Below are 15,168 nucleotides of genomic sequence, written 5' to 3'. Positions count from 1 at the left end.
GTATTCACCCTGGTCATGGCATGTGCACGCCCCCTTGAATCTGGGTCATCTCTAGTTACCGCCCAGTTCAAGGAGACCGATGAGTCGGATACGGCTGCATGTCCGAGGTTCCCGTCTCACCACCGCAGGGGTGGCCGCCGCGGCCACGGCCCTGCTGGCCACCGCGCTCTCCCCCGCCGCCGGCGCGGACGACAGGCCGACGAGGGCGAGCGCGCTCGAGAACGCGGCATCGGTCCTGCTGGAGCGGGCCGCGGCCCTGGGGCTGACCGCCGCGCAGGACACGACCGTACGGGACGTCGTCCTCGACGCGGACGGTACGCAGCACGTCCGCTACGACCGCACCTACCGCCAACTCCCCGTCCTCGGCGGCGACTTCGTCGTCCACCTGGCCAAGGACGGCACGTACCGCAGCGCCTCCCGCGCCACCAAGGGCCCGATCTCCCTGGCGGACATCACGCCCAAGGTCTCGGCACCGAAGGCGGCCGACCTCGCGGCGAACGCGCTGCGCGCCGTGAACCTCGGCGAGACGCTGAAGCGGCTGACGGCCAAGCCCCAGCTGGTCGTCGACGCCCTGCACGGCACCCCGAAGCTGGCCTGGCGGACCGACGCCGTCGCCCAGGACTCCCTCGGCAACCCGGTCGCCCGCACGGTGCTGACCGACGCCCGCACCGGCGCGCAGATCGACGCGTGGGACAGCATCGAGACGGCGAGCGGTGACGGCAAGTCCCTGTACGGCGGCACGGTGCCGTTGGAGACGACGGCGTCCGGGTCGACGTACCAGTTGAAGGACCCGACGCGCGGCGGCACGTACACCGGTGACGCCGCGAACAAGACGGACCTGTGCCTCCTGACGGTCTGCCTGAACCGCGCCCCCTCGACGGTCTTCACGGACGCCGACAACCACTGGGGCACGGGCACGACGGCCGACCGCTCGACGGTCGCGGTGGACGCCCAGTACGGCACGGACGTGACGTGGGACTACTACGAGGACGTCCACGGCCGCAAGGGCATCGCGGGCGACGGCAAGGGTTCCTTCAGCCGCGTGCACTACGGAAACAAGTACAACAACGCCTTCTGGGACGACAGTTGCTTCTGCATGACGTACGGGGACGGTGACGGGACGCAGCTCGGTCCGCTGGTGTCGCTGGACGTGGCGGGCCACGAGATGACGCACGGGGTCACCTCGAAGACGGCCGCGCTGACGTACTCGGGCGAGTCCGGCGGCCTGAACGAGGCGACCTCCGACGTCTTCGGCACGCTGGTGGAGTTCCACGCGGGCAACTCCTCGGATCCCGGGGACTATCTGATCGGCGAGAAGATCGTCCGGTCGGGCTTCGGACGGAACGCCCTGCGCTACATGGACAAGCCGTCGAAGGACGGCAGCTCGGTGGACTGCTGGAGCGTGACGGCCGGGCAGCTCGACGTCCACTACTCGTCCGGCATCGGCAACCACTTCGCGTATCTGCTGGCCGAGGGGAGCGGGGCGAAGACGGTCAACGGGGTCCAGTACAACTCGCCCACCTGTAACGGTTCTTCGGTGGACGGGATCGGGCGGGAGAAGCTCGGGGCGATCTGGTACCGGGCGCTGACCGTGTATATGACGTCCTCGACGAACTACGCGGGGGCGCGGACGGCGACGCTCAACGCTGCGCGGGATCTGTATGGGGCGGGGAGTGCGGAGTACGGCGCGGTGGCTGCGGCCTGGAGTGCGGTGAACGTGGGCTGAGCTGTACGCGGTCGAGCGCCGCTGAGGGGGGAGCTGCGTGGCCGGCTGCCGGTGGATAATTGGCTGGTCGCGCAGTTCCCCGCGCCCCTAGGTTGGCTGGATCACCCTCAGCCGCCATGGAGCCGTATGTCGTCCTCACCCGCCAAAATGCACCCCGACGAGCTCGACATTGACGAGGAGCTCGTCTCCCGGCTGGTCGCGGAGCAGTTCCCGCAGTGGGCGGGGCTGGCGGTGGTGCGCGTCGCCTCCGCCGGGACCGACAACGCCATGTACCGGCTGGGCGACGACATGGTCGTACGGCTTCCTCGGCTTCCCGGTGGGGCCCGGCAGATCGACAAGGAGCACCGCTGGCTGCCGCGTATGGCTCCGCGTCTACCGCTCGCCGTCCCCACGCCGCTCGCGAAGGGCGAGCCCGGTGCCGGGTACGGACTGCCGTGGGGTGTGTACGAGTGGCTGGACGGTGAGAACGCCTACGACGCGCCGCTCACCGAACTGCGGGACGCCGCCGCGCAGTTGGGACGGTTCGTGGCGGCGCTGCGGACCGTGGACGCGGTGGGCGGGCCGCCGTCCTGGCGGGGGAACCCGGTCATCAAGAACGATGCCCACGTCCGGACCGCGATCCGGGAACTGGGTGCCGCCGGCCTACTGGACCCCGAGGTCGCCGCAGCGGTCTGGGAGGAGACCCTCCGTCTCCCCCAGTGGGACGCCGCTCCCGTCTGGCTGCACGGCGACCTCCTCCCGGGCAACCTGCTGACCTGCTCCGGCCGCCTCACCGCCGTCATCGACTTCGGCGGCATCGGAGTCGGGGACCCGGCCGCCGACACCCTCGCGGCGTGGGCGGTATTCGACGCCGGGACCCGCGAGGTGTTCCGCGCGGCGGCCGACGTCGACGACGCGACGTGGGCGCGGGGGCAGGGCTGGGCGCTGTGCTTCGGGTTGATGGCGGAGCACTACTACGGCGAACTGTGCGGGAACGGGACCAATCCGGTGCTGGCGGAGGTGGGGCGGCGGACGGTCGGGGAAGTGCTGGCGGAGTACGCGGGCGGGGCGACGTAACGGCGGGACGATGCAACGGGGGTCGAGCCGGCCCGTGGGCCGGCCGGGACTCTCGGTCAGACCCGCTCCAGCGGCCGGTGCGGCCCGTCCGGGAGTTCAACCTTGATCATGTCGCCTGGGCGCACCGCACCGCCGCTCTTCACGGTGCCCATGATTCCCGCCTTGAGCACGAGTTTCCCCGCATCGTCACGCCCGACGACCTGCTTCAGCAGCCCGGCCCGGAAGTTGTCGATCTGGAGGCAGGGGTTGCGCAGGCCGGTCACCTCAACGACGGCCTCGTCACCGATGCGCAGCAGTGTCCCCACGGAGAGGCCGAGCAGGTCGATGCCCCGGGTCGTGATGTTCTCCCCGAGCTCGCCGGGTGCCACCCGGAAACCCGCGCCGCCGACCTCGTCGAAGAGCTCCTCGTGGATGAGGTGGACCTGGCGCAGGTTCGGCTGCGTGGGGTCCTGTGCCACGCGGGAACGGTGCTTGACCGTCACACCGGCGTGCACGTCCCCCTCGACGCCGAGTCCGGTGAGCAGGGTGATGCTCTCCCGGTTCGGCTTGGTGAAGGAGTACTCGCCGTTGCTGCTGACCGCCGTGACCGTTCCGCCCATGTCCGCCCCTCTTCGTCCTCATGCCGCTGGTCCGCCGCCTGCCCCTCCGTGCAACCTAGCGTCGAGGACTCCCTGAGCGACAGCGAGTTGTCACCCGTTCACACCCCCGCCGGGCCCTTTTCCGCGAAGCGCCCGAGCTACGGCGATGACCTGCTGAAACAGCGCTGTGAACCAGCCATACGCACTCCCTCCCGACACCCGTTCATCCCATTTCTGACGCCCGCTCAGGAAGCGCTCCCGCCCCGCTGCCACTTACCTCAAAAGGGCAGGGCTCGGCCGAGGCAGCGGCACATGGGGGTGCCGCGGGCCGTGATCCAGCGCGGAGGAGCATCGATGCGACGTACCACCCGCCTGCTGACCGGGAGCGCGCTCGCCGCCGCAGCCGCCGGTCTCGTGGTCACGCCCGCCTACGGCGACGACGGCGGTGACCTGGGGGTGTCCCCGTCCTCGGTCGTGCCGGGCGGGCAGGTGAGGGTGAATACGGGCGCGTGCGAGGACAGCGGTGCGGCGGGCGACGCCAGCGCCGTGGGCGCCGGTGCCTTCTCCCTCGTGCCGGGTACGGCCGAGCAGGACGCGAGCGGGGGGTTCCGGGTGCCGCCGAGCGCGCAGCCGGGGACGTACGAGATCGTCGCCACCTGCGCCGAGGGCGGCCGGCGGGTGAGCGGGGACCTGGTGGTCACGCTGACGGCCCCGCGCGAACAGGTGCATCCGAGAGGAAGTGTGAAGACGGGGGTCGGCGGCGCTCTCGGCGGCGACCCCGTGCAGACCGCGGCCGGCGTGTCGGCTCTCGCCGTCGCTGCCGCGGGCGGTACCTGGCTCCTGCATCGCCGGGCGAGAGGCGACGGGATCTGACGGACACCCTCCGCTGTCCGTCCACCGGTACCGCACGTCCCCTCCCCCTCCGGGTCCGACGCCCCTCGCGGCCCGGAGGGGGAACGGGCCGCCCAGCACAGTCCGGGCGGCCCAGCATAGCCCCAGGAGGCTCCCGTGCGCAGTCACCGCGGCGTCGGCGACGCCGCCATATCCGCCGTCACCGTCCTCGCCCTGTGCTCCGGCGCCTGGCTGCTGAGCAACGGCGCCGGGAAACACGTCCCGCCGCAGCCGTCGGCGGCGCAGGGCAGGGAGATCGCGCGGGGCGAGGACACCGATCGCTCCCCGGCCGCACGCTCGGCCGCCCCCGCACTCCCGCCCTCCCCACCCGACCGCATCCGCATCCCCTCGATCCGGGTCTCCGCGCCCCTCATGGGCCTGGGCCTGACGAAGACGGGCAGCCTCGACGTGCCGCCCGCCGAGCGGAGGAACCTGGCCGGCTGGTACGAGGCCGGCACCACGCCCGGCGAGACCGGCACCGCGATCGTCGCCGGCCATGTGGACAACGCCGACGGGCCCGCCGTCTTCTTCCGCCTCGGCGCCCTGAAGAAGGGCAGCACGATCGAGGTGGACCGGCGGGACGGCGGCACGGCGCTGTTCTCCGTGGACGCCGTCGAGGTCTACGACACGAAGGCCTTCCCGGACGAGAAGGTGTACGGCGCGGCGCGGCGCCCCGAACTGCGGGTGATCACCTGCGGCGGCGGTTACTCACGGACGACCGGGTATCAGGGCAACGTCGTCGTCTTCGCGCACCTCACCGGCAGCCGCTGACCCCTCCGCGCCGGCGGCCGCCGCCCCCTCCTCACCGGCGGTCGCAACCCTCTCGGCGCCCGCCCCCAGGATGTTCTCCCGGCCCCAGGCCCCGAGCGGAGCCAGGGCCGCGTTGAGCGAGACGCCGATCGCCGTCAGCGAGTACTCCACGCGCGGCGGCACCTCGTCGTACGCCTCCCGGTGCACGATCCCGTCGGCCTCCAGCTCCCGGAGCTGCGCGGCGAGGACCTTCTCGGTCACGCCCGGAAGCTCCCGGCGCAGCTCGCCGAAACGGTGCGGACGCTCGCCCAGCGCCCAGAGGATCACCACCTTCCACTTGCCGCCGACCACGTCCATCGCCGCGTCGGTCCCGCAGACGTACGCCCCCGGCCGCCGTCCGATCGGCATGCTGCCCCTCCCCTGCCTGGACTCTTTCCCCGTGGTAACCACCCACTCCGAAGTACGTACTTGAGCAGGCCGTTCCCCTGCGACGAGCCTAAACGCCATGACTGACAACGCACTTGCCGCCACGACCCCCACCCCGGCCCCGACTCCGACCCCTCTGACCCTCCTCGGTACCGGCGAGATGGGCACCGCCCTCGCCCGCGCCTGGCTCGCCGCCGGGCACCCGGTGACCGTCTGGAACCGCACCCCGGCCCGGGCCGAGCCCCTGGCCGACGAGGGCGCGACCGTCGCCGCGAGCGCCGCCGAGGCGGTGGCCGCGAGCCGGCTGGTCGTCGTCTGCCTGCTCGACGACACCTCGGTCGGCGAGGCCCTCGACGGCGCCGATCTCACCGGCCGCGACCTGGTCAACCTCACCACCGGCACGCCCGCCCAGGGCCGTGCCCGCGCCGCCTGGGCCGAAGCGCGCGGCGCCCGTTTCCTGGACGCGGGGATCATGGCCGTACCGCCGATGATCGGGGACGCGGAGTCGGGGGCGTACGTCTTCTACAGCGGCTCGCGCGGCCTCTTCGAGGAGCACGGCGACACCCTCGCCGTCCCGGCCGGCACCCGCTATGTCGGCGCGGATCCGGGCTTCGCGGCGCTGCACGACGTGGCGTTGCTGAGCGCGATGTACGGCATGTTCGCCGGCGTCCTGCACGCCTTCGCGCTGGTCCGCCGTGAGGACATCGCCCCGAAGGACTTCGCGCCGCTGCTGGTTTCCTGGCTCGGCGCCATGGCGCCCGCCGCGCACCAGGCCGCCGAGCAGTTGGAGAGCGGCGACTACGGCAAGGACGTCGTCTCCAGTCTCGCGATGCAGGTCGCGGCCAACGCCACACTGCTGGCCACGGCCGAGGAGCAGGGCGTGAGTCCGGAGCTGCTGACGCCGTATCTGACCCTCCTGGAGCGCCGGCTGGCCGAGGGGCACGGCGACGAGGACACCACCGGTGCGATCGAACTGCTGGATGTGCGGCGCGGGGGCGCGCCGGGCGTTTCGTAGGTCGCTCCTGACCTTCGGCCGGCGCGACCTCGGCGTCAAGCCTCCCGGCCACGCTCCGGAACCACACCTGTCGCTAGGCGACCCACTGCTCGTACGCCAGCTTCGCCACCAACGCGAACACCACCGTCAGCAGCACGCCCCGCACAAAGCCGCTGCCCTTCTTCAGCGCCGTACGGGCCCCCAGCGTGCCGCCCGCCAGGTTGAACACGGCCATCAGCGCGGCCAGTTGCCACAGGACCGTGCCCTGCCAGGCGAAGGTGGCCAGGGCGCCCGCGTTGGTGCAGCAGTTGACGATCTTGGCGGTGGCGGAGGCGGTGACGAGGTCCAGGTGGAGTACGGCGGTGAGGGCGAGGACCAGGAACGTGCCGGTGCCGGGGCCGATCAGGCCGTCGTAGAAGCCGATGCCCAGGCCGGCGAGGCCGATCGCCGCGAGGATCTGGCGGCGGGTGGCCGGGCCCGTCGCCGGGGCCGTGCCGAAGGCGGGGCGCAGGATCACGAACGCGGCGACGGCGAGCAGCACCACCATGATCACGGGCTTCAGCACCTCGGTGCTCATACCGGCCGCGAAGAAGGCACCGGCGGAGGAGCCCGCGAGTGCCGCCAGTCCGATGCGTACGGCGAGGCGCACATCCACGGGTGCCTTGCGGGCGTACGTCACCGCGGCGCCCGTCGTGCCGACGATCGCGACGGCCTTGTTGGTGCCGAGCGCGTACGCGGCCGGGGTGCTCGCGGGGAGGCCGAGCAGCAGGGCCGGGAGCAGGAGCAGGCCGCCACCGCCGACCACGGCGTCGATCCAGCCGGCCGCGAGGGCCGCGAGGCACAGGACGGCCACCATGGTCAGCGATATGTCGGGCATGATCGCGACCCTAGGCAGGTGATGCGTGGGGTGTCCATCTTGTTTGAGGGGCTCCTGAGGTTCAGGACAGGGAGGGGTGTGCGGCAGGTCATGCAGGACGCACCCGGTCGTAGACGATGGTGGCTGCACGGAAACCGGGGCTCCGGTCCACCCCGCCCCACCACCGCGAACGCCCACCTCACAGCCCGCCCCCGCCGCCCTCGCCGAACCCTCACACCGGCCCCCGGCCCCCGCTGAGGGCAGCGTTCCTCGTGGGAAACAGACGTGATGCGGTCGGGTAACACCCGCACCGCACGCTCCTAGGCATGACCTCGAATACGCGTGTGGTGGTGATCGGCGCCGGACTCGCGGGCGTACGACTCGCCCGGCGGCTCGGCGAGCTCGGCACGCCCGTGACGCTCGTCGGCGACGAGGAGCACCGCCCGTACAACCGGGTGCTGCTCGCCGAGGTGCTGGCCGGACGGTACAGCCCCGATGTGATCGCCCTGCCGGCGCCCGCGGAGCTGACCCGCGGCCGGGTCACCGGCATCGACCGCGAGGTGCGGACCGTACACCTCGCGGACGGCTCGGAGATCGCATACGACACGCTCGTGCTGGCCACCGGCTCCAACTCGGTGCTGCCGCCGCTGCGTGGCCTGTTCACGCCGGGCCACGTGCTGCCGGAGGGCGTCCACGCCTTCCGGACGATGGACGACTGCCTGGGGCTTTCCAAGGCGGTCCGGCCGGGTGTGAAGGCGGTCGTGATCGGCGGCGGTCTCCTCGGGGTCTCCGCGGCCCGTGCGCTCGCCCAGCGCGGCGCCCAGGTCGTGCTCGCCCAGCAGGGCGAGCGGCTCATGGAGCGCCAGCTCGACCCGAGCGCCTCGAAGCTCGTACAGCGGCATCTGAAGGACCTCGGCGTCGAGATCCACACCGAGTGCCGAGTGCGTGACGTGCGCTGCGTGGGCGGCGCGGTCCGCTCCGTGGAGATGCACGACGGCTACGCCCTCGACGCCGATCTCGTGGTGCTGGCCTGCGGGGTGCACCCCCGTGCGGGCCTCGCGCAGACCGCCGGACTCGAGGTGCGCAAGGGGATCGTCGTCGATGACGAGCTCCGCACCTCCGACCCGCACATCCGGGCGATCGGCGACTGCGCACAGCACGACGGCACGGTCTACGGGCTCGCCACCCCGGCGCTCGAACAGGCGGAAGTCCTGGCCGAGCTGCTGTCGGGACGCCGTACGGACGCCCGTTACACCGGCACCCGCGCGCTGACCCGGCTCACGCTCGCCGGCCACGACTCCCCCTTCGACCTCGCCGCGTTCGGCGAGACGGAGGCCCGGCCCGGCGACGACGTCGTGCAGCTCGCCGACGCCACCCGCGGCACCTACCGCAAGGTCGTCGTCCGCGACGACCGCCTGGTCGGCGGGGTTCTCGTCGGCGAACTCGGCACCGTCGGCGCGCTCGCCCGCGCCTGGGAGGGAGCAGAGCCGCTCCCCGACGACGGCCCCCTGCTCCACCTGCTCACCAACGATGGAGGCTCCTGATGTCCACGGCCACCCCCACAATCGTGCTCGTCGGCCATGGCATGGTCGGCCAGCGCTTCCTCGAAGCGCTCGCCGAGCGCGGCCTGACCGCCACGCACCGCGTGGTCGTGCTGTGCGAGGAGCCGCGTCCCGCGTACGACCGCGTAGCGCTGACCTCGTACTTCTCGGGCAAGACGCCCGAGGACCTGTCCATGACGGACATGGAGTTCATCGACACGCACGGCATCGAGCTGCGCATCGGTGACCCTGCGGTCTCCGTCGACCGCGAGGCGAAGAAGGTCACCGCCAAGTCGGGCGAGGTCTTCGAGTACGACACCCTCGTCCTGGCCACCGGCTCGTACCCGTTCGTGCCGCCGGTCCCGAACAAGGACGCCACCGGCTGTTTCGTGTACCGCACGATCGAGGACCTGCTCGCGATCGAGGAGTACGCGAAGACCAAGGCCACGACCGGTGCCGTGGTCGGCGGCGGTCTGCTGGGCCTGGAGGCCGCGGGTGCGCTGAAGGGCCTGGGCGTCGAGGCGCACATCGTGGAGTTCGCGCCGCGTCTGATGCCGGTGCAGGTGGACGAGGGCGGCGGCGCTGCCCTCCTGCGCACGATCGAGGAAATGGGTCTGAGCGTGCACACGGGTGTGGGCACGCAGGAGGTCGTCGTCGACGACGAGGGCGCCGTCACCGGCATGAAGCTGTCCGACGGCTCCGAACTCGCCACCGACATGGTCGTGTTCAGCGCCGGTGTCCGCCCCCGCGACCAGCTGGCCCGCGACTGCGGTCTGACGGTCGGCGAGCGCGGCGGCATCACCGTGGACGAGCAGTGCCGTACGGTCGCCGACCCGCACGTGTTCGCGATCGGCGAGTGCGCGCTGGCCTCGGACGGCCGGGTGTACGGCCTGGTGGCCCCGGGTTACGAGCAGGCCGAGACGGCCGCCGCGACGATCGCCGCCGACGAGGCCTCCTTCACCGGCGCCGACCTCTCCACCAAGCTGAAGCTGCTCGGCGTGGACGTGGCGTCCTTCGGTGACGCGCACGGCACCGCCGAGGACTGCCTGGACGTCGTCTACTCCGACTCCCGGGCGGGCCTGTACAAGAAGCTGGTCATCGGCCGCGACGGCACGCTGCTCGGCGGCATCCTGGTCGGCGACGCGGAGGCGTACGGCACGCTGAAGGCGTTCACCGGCTCGGTCCCGCCGGTCTCCCCGGAGTCGCTGGTGCTGCCGGCCGGTGCCGGGGCGCCCGCCCAGCTCGGCCCGTCCGCGCTGCCGGACGAGGCGATCATCTGCTCCTGCAACAACGTCACCAAGGGCACGATCCGCGGCGCGGTCAACGACCACCAGTGCACGACCGTGCCCGAGGTGAAGAAGTGCACCAAGGCCGGTACGACCTGCGGCAGCTGCGTCAAGGTCCTCGGCCAGCTGATCAACGCCGAGCTGGAGGCGTCCGGCGTCGAGGTCGACAAGGGCCTGTGCGGCTGCTTCTCGCAGACCCGCGAGGAGCTGTACGAGATCGTCCTCGCCCTGCGCATCAACACCTACCAGGACCTGCTGGACCGCTACGGCCGCGACGGCGCCAAGGGCGGCGACGGCTGCGAGATCTGCAAGCCGGCGGTCGGCTCGATCATCGCCTCCCTCGCCCCGACGATCGGCGCGAGCGGCTATGTCCTGGACGGCGAGCAGGCGGCGCTGCAGGACAGCAACGACCACTTCCTCGCCAACATCCAGAAGAACGGCTCGTACTCGGTCGTACCGCGGATCGCCGGTGGTGAGATCACCCCCGAGGGCCTGATCGTGATCGGCGAGATCGCCCGCGACTTCGGCCTCTACACGAAGATCACCGGCGGCCAGCGCATCGACATGTTCGGCGCACGCGTCGAGCAACTCCCCCTGATCTGGGCGCGGTTGGTGGACGCGGGCTTCGAGTCCGGTCACGCGTACGGCAAGGCCCTGCGCACGGTGAAGTCCTGTGTGGGCCAGACCTGGTGCCGCTACGGCGTCCAGGACTCGGTCCGGATGGCGATCGACCTGGAGCTGCGCTACCGCGGCCTGCGCTCCCCGCACAAGCTGAAGTCGGCGGTCTCCGGCTGCCAGCGCGAGTGCGCGGAGGCCCAGTCGAAGGACTTCGGCGTGATCGCCACCGCCAACGGCTGGAACCTCTACGTCGGCGGCAACGGCGGCGCGACCCCGCGCCACGCGGACCTCCTCGCACAGGACCTGTCGGACGCCGAGCTGATCCGCCTGATCGACCGCTTCCTGATGTTCTACATCCGTACGGCGGACCGCCTGGAGCGCACGAGCGTGTGGCTGGAGCGGATCCCCGGCGGCCTGGACCACGTCCGCGACGTGGTCGTCGAGGACTCCCTCGGCATCTGCGAGGAGCTGGAGTCCCTGATGGCGGCCCATGTCGCGAACTACCGCGACGAGTGGGCGGAGACCATCAAGGACCCGGAGAAGCTGGCCCGCTTCGTCTCCTTCATCAACGCGCCGGACACCCCCGACCCGGTCGTCGGCTTCGTCCCCGAGCGCGACCAGATCAAGCCCGACCTGCCGCTGCTGACCATCGGCCAGCGCCCCCTGGAAGGAAGCGCCCAGCGATGACCCTGGCACCCGAGACGACCGACCTGAAGGTCCAAGTACGGCTGGACGAGGACTGGTTCACGGTCTGCGACCTGACCCGGCTGCTCCCCGGCCGCGGTGTGGCGGCCCTGCTGCCGAACGGCGACCAGGTGGCCCTGTTCCGCGACCGCGCCGGACAGCTGTACGCCATCGACAACCGCGACCCGTTCAGCGGCGCGGCCGTCCTCTCCCGCGGCCTGACCGGAACCCACCAGGGCCGCCCGTTCGTGGCCTCGCCCCTGCTGAAGCAGCGGTTCGACCTGGAGACCGGGCAGTGCCTGGACGACGAGACGGTGCGGATCGCGACGTACGAAGTGCGGGCGTCGTAAGAGCTCGGAAGGGCTCTGGACGGCTCGCGAAGAGGGGCGGGGGGCGATGGCCGGAGCGCACGCCCCCGCCCCTTCACACCTTCAGGGCGTCGTACGTCACCCCGGTCAGCCGCTCCGATTCGTCCCAAAGTCGTTCCCCAGCACGGTCGTTGAGCGTCCAGGGTGCCCGCCACGACGGAGCGGGTGAGCCGCGCCACATGGCGAAGGACGGGCCGGTGAAGGAGTCGGGGCGGACGTCGGGGGCGGTCGCGGCGTACAGCGTGGGAAGCGCGCCGGCCTCGGCGGACTGGGCGAAGACGCGGTTGCCGACGCGCATGAACCACTCACCGGCCCGGCGCCCCGACATGCGCGGGCCCGCGGTCTGCAGGTTGGTGTCCGCGTACCCGGGATGTGCGGCGGCGGCCACCACCTCCGCCCCCTGCGCCGCCAGCCTGCGCGCCAGCTCGTGCGTGAAGAGCAGGTTGGCGGTCTTGGACCGGGCGTAGGCGACCCAACGCCGGTACCGCCGCTCGCCGTTGAGGTCGGCGATGTCGATGTTGGCCATCGCGTGCATCGGGCTGGAGACGGTCACCACCCGCGCGCCCGGCGTCCCGAGCAGTGCGGGCAGCAGCAGACCGGTGAGCGCGAAGTGCCCGAGGTGGTTGACGCCGAACTGCGTCTCGAACCCGTCCACCGTGGTGCCGTACGGCAACGCCATCACGCCGGCGTTGTTCACGAGCAGGTCGAGGCGGTCGTACGGGAACGCCGCGGCGAAGTCGCGTACGCAGCCGAGGTCTCCGAGGTCGAGTCGCTTCAACTCGGCCCGCGCAGCTGGCACTTCGCGCACCAGCCGGTCCCGCGCCTCAGCCCCCCGCGCCTCACTCCGGCACGCGAGCACCACCCGCGCGCCCTTCCGCGCGAGTTCCCGCGCCGTGACGTACCCGAGCCCGCTGTTGGCCCCGGTGACGACGGCGACGCGGCCGCTCTGGTCGGGGATGTCGTGTGCGGTCCAGCCGGGCATGACGAGGCTCCTTCCGGTGGCAGATTAAACGCCTACTTGTTGTGCCCTGTACCACTTTGTTCTGTTGCGTACAACAGTGTCCGATGCGAACGTATTCGAGGGGGCACTGCCGAGACCCCGGTAGGGCACGTCCTTGCAGGTCACGGCATTTTCACGTCGATATCACGACCGCATCGCGCCGACCAACCCCGACGCCCGCGACTCCGTGTGTCGACGTGTGTCCACGCACAGGGAAGCACACAGAAAGCGGGAAGATTCAATGGCGAACGGACCCATGGACAGGCGCTCCTTCGGCGGGCAGCCCGACCGGCCCAACGGCCACACCCCTGACCAGCGCACGGAGTACACCGGCCGGTACGTGGTCCTGCTCGACCCGAGCAATCAGGAGAGCGGGTTGAACGCGCTGCGTTCCTCCGCCGACATCGCGTCCGTCGAACGCGTCCGAGGAACCGAGACCGCGAACATAGCCGAACTCCTCGAGCGCCCCGACGTCTCGGTGCACTTCGAGGAACTCGGCGCCGCAGTCGTCGAGGTACGGCCCGAGCAGCGGCACGCGCTGGTGACCACGGCCGAAGCCGATCAGGCGATCATCGCGGCGGAGCCCGAGCGCATGGTGTACGCCATGCCGATCACCGCCCCGACGCAGGCGCCGACCGAGTTCTTCCCGGCCTACCGCAGCGACGAGGAAGTCGTCGCCCGCCACTCCAGGGCCGAGATGGCCGTAGCACAAGGCTCGGCCTGGGACGAGAAGGCCTTCACCTGGGGCCTGCAGGCGATCCGGGCCAACCTGTCCCACCTGACCGGACGCGGCGTGAAGGTCGCCGTGCTCGACACCGGCGTGGACACCGACCACCCGGACCTGGTCGGCTGCCTCGAGGAGACGATGTCGTTCGTGCTCGGCGAGTCCGTCGAGGACGCCAACGGCCACGGCACGCACTGCATCGGCACCGTTGCCGGTCCGAAGAATCCACAGCAGCAACCCCGCTACGGCGTGGCCTGCGACGCCCGGATCCTCGCCGGGAAGGTCCTCAGCAATCGGGGTACCGGCACCGACGGCCAGATCCTGGCGGGCATGGCCTGGGCGATCGCCCGCGGCGCACGAGTGATCTCCATGTCGCTCGGCGCACCGGTCCGCAAGAACGAGCTCTTCCCGCAGACGTACGAGATTCTGGCCAAGCGCGCGTTCGAGCGCGGGACGCTGATCGTCGCCGCGGCGGGCAACGACAGCAACCGGCCCCAGGACATCGACCCCGTCAGCCGGCCCGCCAACTGTCCGTCGATCCTGGCGGTGGGCGCGCTCGACAAGGCCATCGCGCCAGCGTTCTTCTCCAACGGCGGCATCAACGGCCAGGGCGGTGAGGTCAACATCGCCGCGCCCGGCTGGGACGTTCGCTCGGCCGCCCCCGGTGGCGGGTACACCCACATGAAGGGCACGAGCATGGCCACTCCGCATGTCGCGGGCGTCCTCGCCCTGCTCGCCGAGGCGAACCCCAACGCCTCCGCGGCCGACCTCAAGGCCGCCCTGCTCGCCGGCGCGTTCCCGCTGACGCAGCCCGTCCGCGACGTCGGCGCGGGCCTCCTCCAGGCCCCGTGAACGAGCCCTCCCGGCCCGCACCGGTCGGGGTCATCCTCGCGGTCGACCCCGACCGGTTCGCGGAAGTCGTCGAAGCGCTGCGGCGGGCGGGCCTGACGGTCACGGGTGAGCAGCCGACCCTCGGCACGCTCTCCGGCACCGTGGCCGGGGACCGGATACCGGCCCTTCAGGCGGTCGACGGTGTCGAATCCGTCGATCTGGAGCGGATCGTCCAGCTTCCGCCGCCCGACTCCCCGATCCAGTGAGACCGAGACGGCTGCCCCGGAGCCTGAGGACCGGGGCAGCCGTCCGCCCGTCAACTGTCGCAGCCCACCCCGTCGTTGTCGCGGTCGAGGTGGGAGGCGTAGCCGGGCTCGCCCCGGTGGATCGGGGCGGCACCGGCCGCACGGGCCTCGCTGCAGTTGGCGTAGTAGACGTCGTCGCCGGACGAGTCGCCGCTGTCGTCGGAGACGGAGCCGCTGTCCGCCGCGGGCGCCGCCGTGACGGTGGTGGTGACCTTGATCGTCTTCGTGGCCGTCACCGTCACCGTCGGCGCCGGTTCGGGTTCTTCCGCCGGGGCCGTCGTGGTCGCCGTGACGGTCACCGTGGGTTGCGGTGCGGCCGCCTTCGGCTTGGCGCCGGCCGAGGACGTGGCCTGGCTCGAGGTGCCGCCCGCGCCAATGCCGATGAAGAAGGCGAGCCCCAGAGCCGGAAGTACGTAGCGCTTGCGTGCCCACCTCGGCGCCGGGCGGAACGGCCGCTGCGGCGGCTGCGGTACATGCGGTGTCGTGTACGGATTGGTCATGTCATCCCCCCACTGGTGTTGCGTGAGGGGATGA

At 71.5% G+C, this 15,168-nt stretch carries 15 protein-coding genes; 10 read left to right on the top strand and 5 right to left on the bottom strand.

Features of this window, described 5'->3' with window-relative positions; translation table 11 throughout:
- The first annotated feature begins 79 nt into the window (after positions 1 to 79).
- The gene (locus IF78_RS0114795) at positions 80 to 1,726 is read left to right on the top strand and encodes a M4 family metallopeptidase (RefSeq protein WP_031477092.1); all 1,647 of its coding nucleotides are present in this window, start codon (positions 80 to 82) and stop codon (positions 1,724 to 1,726) included.
- Between the two features lie 126 nt (positions 1,727 to 1,852).
- Complete coding sequence (locus tag IF78_RS0114790) at positions 1,853 to 2,782, top strand: aminoglycoside phosphotransferase family protein (protein WP_031477091.1); 930 nt, start codon at positions 1,853 to 1,855, stop codon at positions 2,780 to 2,782.
- Between the two features lie 56 nt (positions 2,783 to 2,838).
- Here IF78_RS0114790 and IF78_RS0114785 read toward each other — a convergent pair whose 3' ends face one another.
- On the bottom strand, positions 2,839 to 3,381 hold the full coding sequence (locus tag IF78_RS0114785; protein WP_031477090.1) for an MOSC domain-containing protein: 543 nt from the start codon (positions 3,379 to 3,381) through the stop codon (positions 2,839 to 2,841).
- A gap of 333 nt (positions 3,382 to 3,714) precedes the next feature.
- Here IF78_RS0114785 and IF78_RS0114780 point away from each other — a divergent pair, with 333 nt between their 5' ends.
- Positions 3,715 to 4,233: a hypothetical protein gene (locus IF78_RS0114780; protein WP_031477089.1), complete on the top strand. Its 519-nt coding sequence runs from the start codon at positions 3,715 to 3,717 to the stop codon at positions 4,231 to 4,233.
- Positions 4,234 to 4,368: 135 nt separating this feature from the next.
- Positions 4,369 to 5,022: a class F sortase gene (locus tag IF78_RS0114775; RefSeq protein ID WP_031477088.1), complete on the top strand. Its 654-nt coding sequence runs from the start codon at positions 4,369 to 4,371 to the stop codon at positions 5,020 to 5,022.
- On the opposite strand, the gene IF78_RS43630 is transcribed toward IF78_RS0114775, so the two are convergent.
- A complete protein-coding gene (locus IF78_RS43630; RefSeq protein WP_037640447.1) occupies positions 4,960 to 5,409 on the bottom strand; it encodes a winged helix-turn-helix transcriptional regulator in 450 nt (149 codons plus the stop codon). The two genes, IF78_RS0114775 and IF78_RS43630, sit on opposite strands and share 63 nt — an antisense overlap.
- A gap of 97 nt (positions 5,410 to 5,506) precedes the next feature.
- On the opposite strand from IF78_RS43630, the gene IF78_RS0114765 reads away from it, so the two are divergent.
- A complete protein-coding gene (locus IF78_RS0114765; RefSeq protein WP_031477086.1) occupies positions 5,507 to 6,442 on the top strand; it encodes an NAD(P)-dependent oxidoreductase in 936 nt (311 codons plus the stop codon).
- 73 nt (positions 6,443 to 6,515) lie between these two features.
- Here the strand turns inward: IF78_RS0114765 and IF78_RS0114760 are convergent, their stop codons facing one another.
- The gene (locus tag IF78_RS0114760) at positions 6,516 to 7,298 is read right to left on the bottom strand and encodes a sulfite exporter TauE/SafE family protein (RefSeq protein ID WP_031477085.1); all 783 of its coding nucleotides are present in this window, start codon (positions 7,296 to 7,298) and stop codon (positions 6,516 to 6,518) included.
- Positions 7,299 to 7,603: 305 nt separating this feature from the next.
- On the opposite strand from IF78_RS0114760, the gene IF78_RS0114755 reads away from it, so the two are divergent.
- From IF78_RS0114755 to nirD, 3 genes are read left to right on the top strand one after another with little or no spacing between them, the layout of a single operon-like run.
- On the top strand, positions 7,604 to 8,821 hold the full coding sequence (locus IF78_RS0114755) for an NAD(P)/FAD-dependent oxidoreductase (protein ID WP_031477084.1): 1,218 nt from the start codon (positions 7,604 to 7,606) through the stop codon (positions 8,819 to 8,821).
- On the top strand, positions 8,821 to 11,409 hold the full coding sequence (gene nirB, locus IF78_RS0114750) for a nitrite reductase large subunit NirB (RefSeq protein WP_031477083.1): 2,589 nt from the start codon (positions 8,821 to 8,823) through the stop codon (positions 11,407 to 11,409). Before IF78_RS0114755 ends, nirB begins: the two co-directional genes overlap by 1 nt.
- Positions 11,406 to 11,756, top strand: coding sequence for a nitrite reductase small subunit NirD (gene nirD, locus IF78_RS0114745; RefSeq protein WP_031477082.1), 351 nt, complete (start codon positions 11,406 to 11,408; stop codon positions 11,754 to 11,756). Before nirB ends, nirD begins: the two co-directional genes overlap by 4 nt.
- Before the next feature lie 73 nt (positions 11,757 to 11,829).
- On the opposite strand, the gene IF78_RS0114740 is transcribed toward nirD, so the two are convergent.
- Positions 11,830 to 12,756 (bottom strand): oxidoreductase, encoded by a 927-nt coding sequence (locus IF78_RS0114740; protein WP_031477081.1) that lies wholly within the window; start codon positions 12,754 to 12,756, stop codon positions 11,830 to 11,832.
- A 259-nt stretch (positions 12,757 to 13,015) separates the two neighbouring features.
- Between IF78_RS0114740 and IF78_RS0114735 the strand changes: the two genes are divergently transcribed.
- Positions 13,016 to 14,350: a S8 family peptidase gene (locus IF78_RS0114735; protein ID WP_078662441.1), complete on the top strand. Its 1,335-nt coding sequence runs from the start codon at positions 13,016 to 13,018 to the stop codon at positions 14,348 to 14,350.
- Positions 14,347 to 14,595, top strand: a complete 249-nt coding sequence (locus tag IF78_RS0114730) for a hypothetical protein (RefSeq protein WP_031477079.1) — start codon at positions 14,347 to 14,349, stop codon at positions 14,593 to 14,595. The genes IF78_RS0114735 and IF78_RS0114730 overlap by 4 nt, the downstream gene beginning before the upstream one ends.
- A gap of 50 nt (positions 14,596 to 14,645) precedes the next feature.
- On the opposite strand, the gene IF78_RS0114725 is transcribed toward IF78_RS0114730, so the two are convergent.
- A complete protein-coding gene (locus tag IF78_RS0114725; RefSeq protein WP_031477078.1) occupies positions 14,646 to 15,134 on the bottom strand; it encodes an excalibur calcium-binding domain-containing protein in 489 nt (162 codons plus the stop codon).
- Positions 15,135 to 15,168 lie beyond the last annotated feature (34 nt).

Source organism: Streptomyces bicolor (assembly GCF_000719285.1).
Classification (GTDB): domain Bacteria; phylum Actinomycetota; class Actinomycetes; order Streptomycetales; family Streptomycetaceae; genus Streptomyces; species Streptomyces bicolor.
Note: the sequence above shows the minus strand (reverse complement) of the source record. Positions and strands in the feature narration are given on the sequence as shown.

What these genes read in the sequence shown, in the direction of transcription:
- IF78_RS0114795 (WP_031477092.1), top strand. Translation starts at nt 80, where the DNA reads ATGAGTCGGATACGGCTGCATGTCCGAGGTTCCCGTCTCACCACCGCA.
- IF78_RS0114790 (WP_031477091.1), top strand. Translation starts at nt 1,853, where the DNA reads ATGTCGTCCTCACCCGCCAAAATGCACCCCGACGAGCTCGACATTGAC.
- IF78_RS0114785 (WP_031477090.1), bottom strand. Translation starts at nt 3,381, where the DNA reads ATGGGCGGAACGGTCACGGCGGTCAGCAGCAACGGCGAGTACTCCTTC.
- IF78_RS0114780 (WP_031477089.1), top strand. Translation starts at nt 3,715, where the DNA reads ATGCGACGTACCACCCGCCTGCTGACCGGGAGCGCGCTCGCCGCCGCA.
- IF78_RS43630 (WP_037640447.1), bottom strand. Translation starts at nt 5,409, where the DNA reads ATGCCGATCGGACGGCGGCCGGGGGCGTACGTCTGCGGGACCGACGCG.
- IF78_RS0114765 (WP_031477086.1), top strand. Translation starts at nt 5,507, where the DNA reads ATGACTGACAACGCACTTGCCGCCACGACCCCCACCCCGGCCCCGACT.
- IF78_RS0114760 (WP_031477085.1), bottom strand. Translation starts at nt 7,298, where the DNA reads ATGCCCGACATATCGCTGACCATGGTGGCCGTCCTGTGCCTCGCGGCC.
- IF78_RS0114755 (WP_031477084.1), top strand. Translation starts at nt 7,604, where the DNA reads ATGACCTCGAATACGCGTGTGGTGGTGATCGGCGCCGGACTCGCGGGC.
- nirB (WP_031477083.1), top strand. Translation starts at nt 8,821, where the DNA reads ATGTCCACGGCCACCCCCACAATCGTGCTCGTCGGCCATGGCATGGTC.
- nirD (WP_031477082.1), top strand. Translation starts at nt 11,406, where the DNA reads ATGACCCTGGCACCCGAGACGACCGACCTGAAGGTCCAAGTACGGCTG.
- IF78_RS0114740 (WP_031477081.1), bottom strand. Translation starts at nt 12,756, where the DNA reads ATGCCCGGCTGGACCGCACACGACATCCCCGACCAGAGCGGCCGCGTC.
- IF78_RS0114735 (WP_078662441.1), top strand. Translation starts at nt 13,016, where the DNA reads ATGGCGAACGGACCCATGGACAGGCGCTCCTTCGGCGGGCAGCCCGAC.
- IF78_RS0114725 (WP_031477078.1), bottom strand. Translation starts at nt 15,134, where the DNA reads ATGACCAATCCGTACACGACACCGCATGTACCGCAGCCGCCGCAGCGG.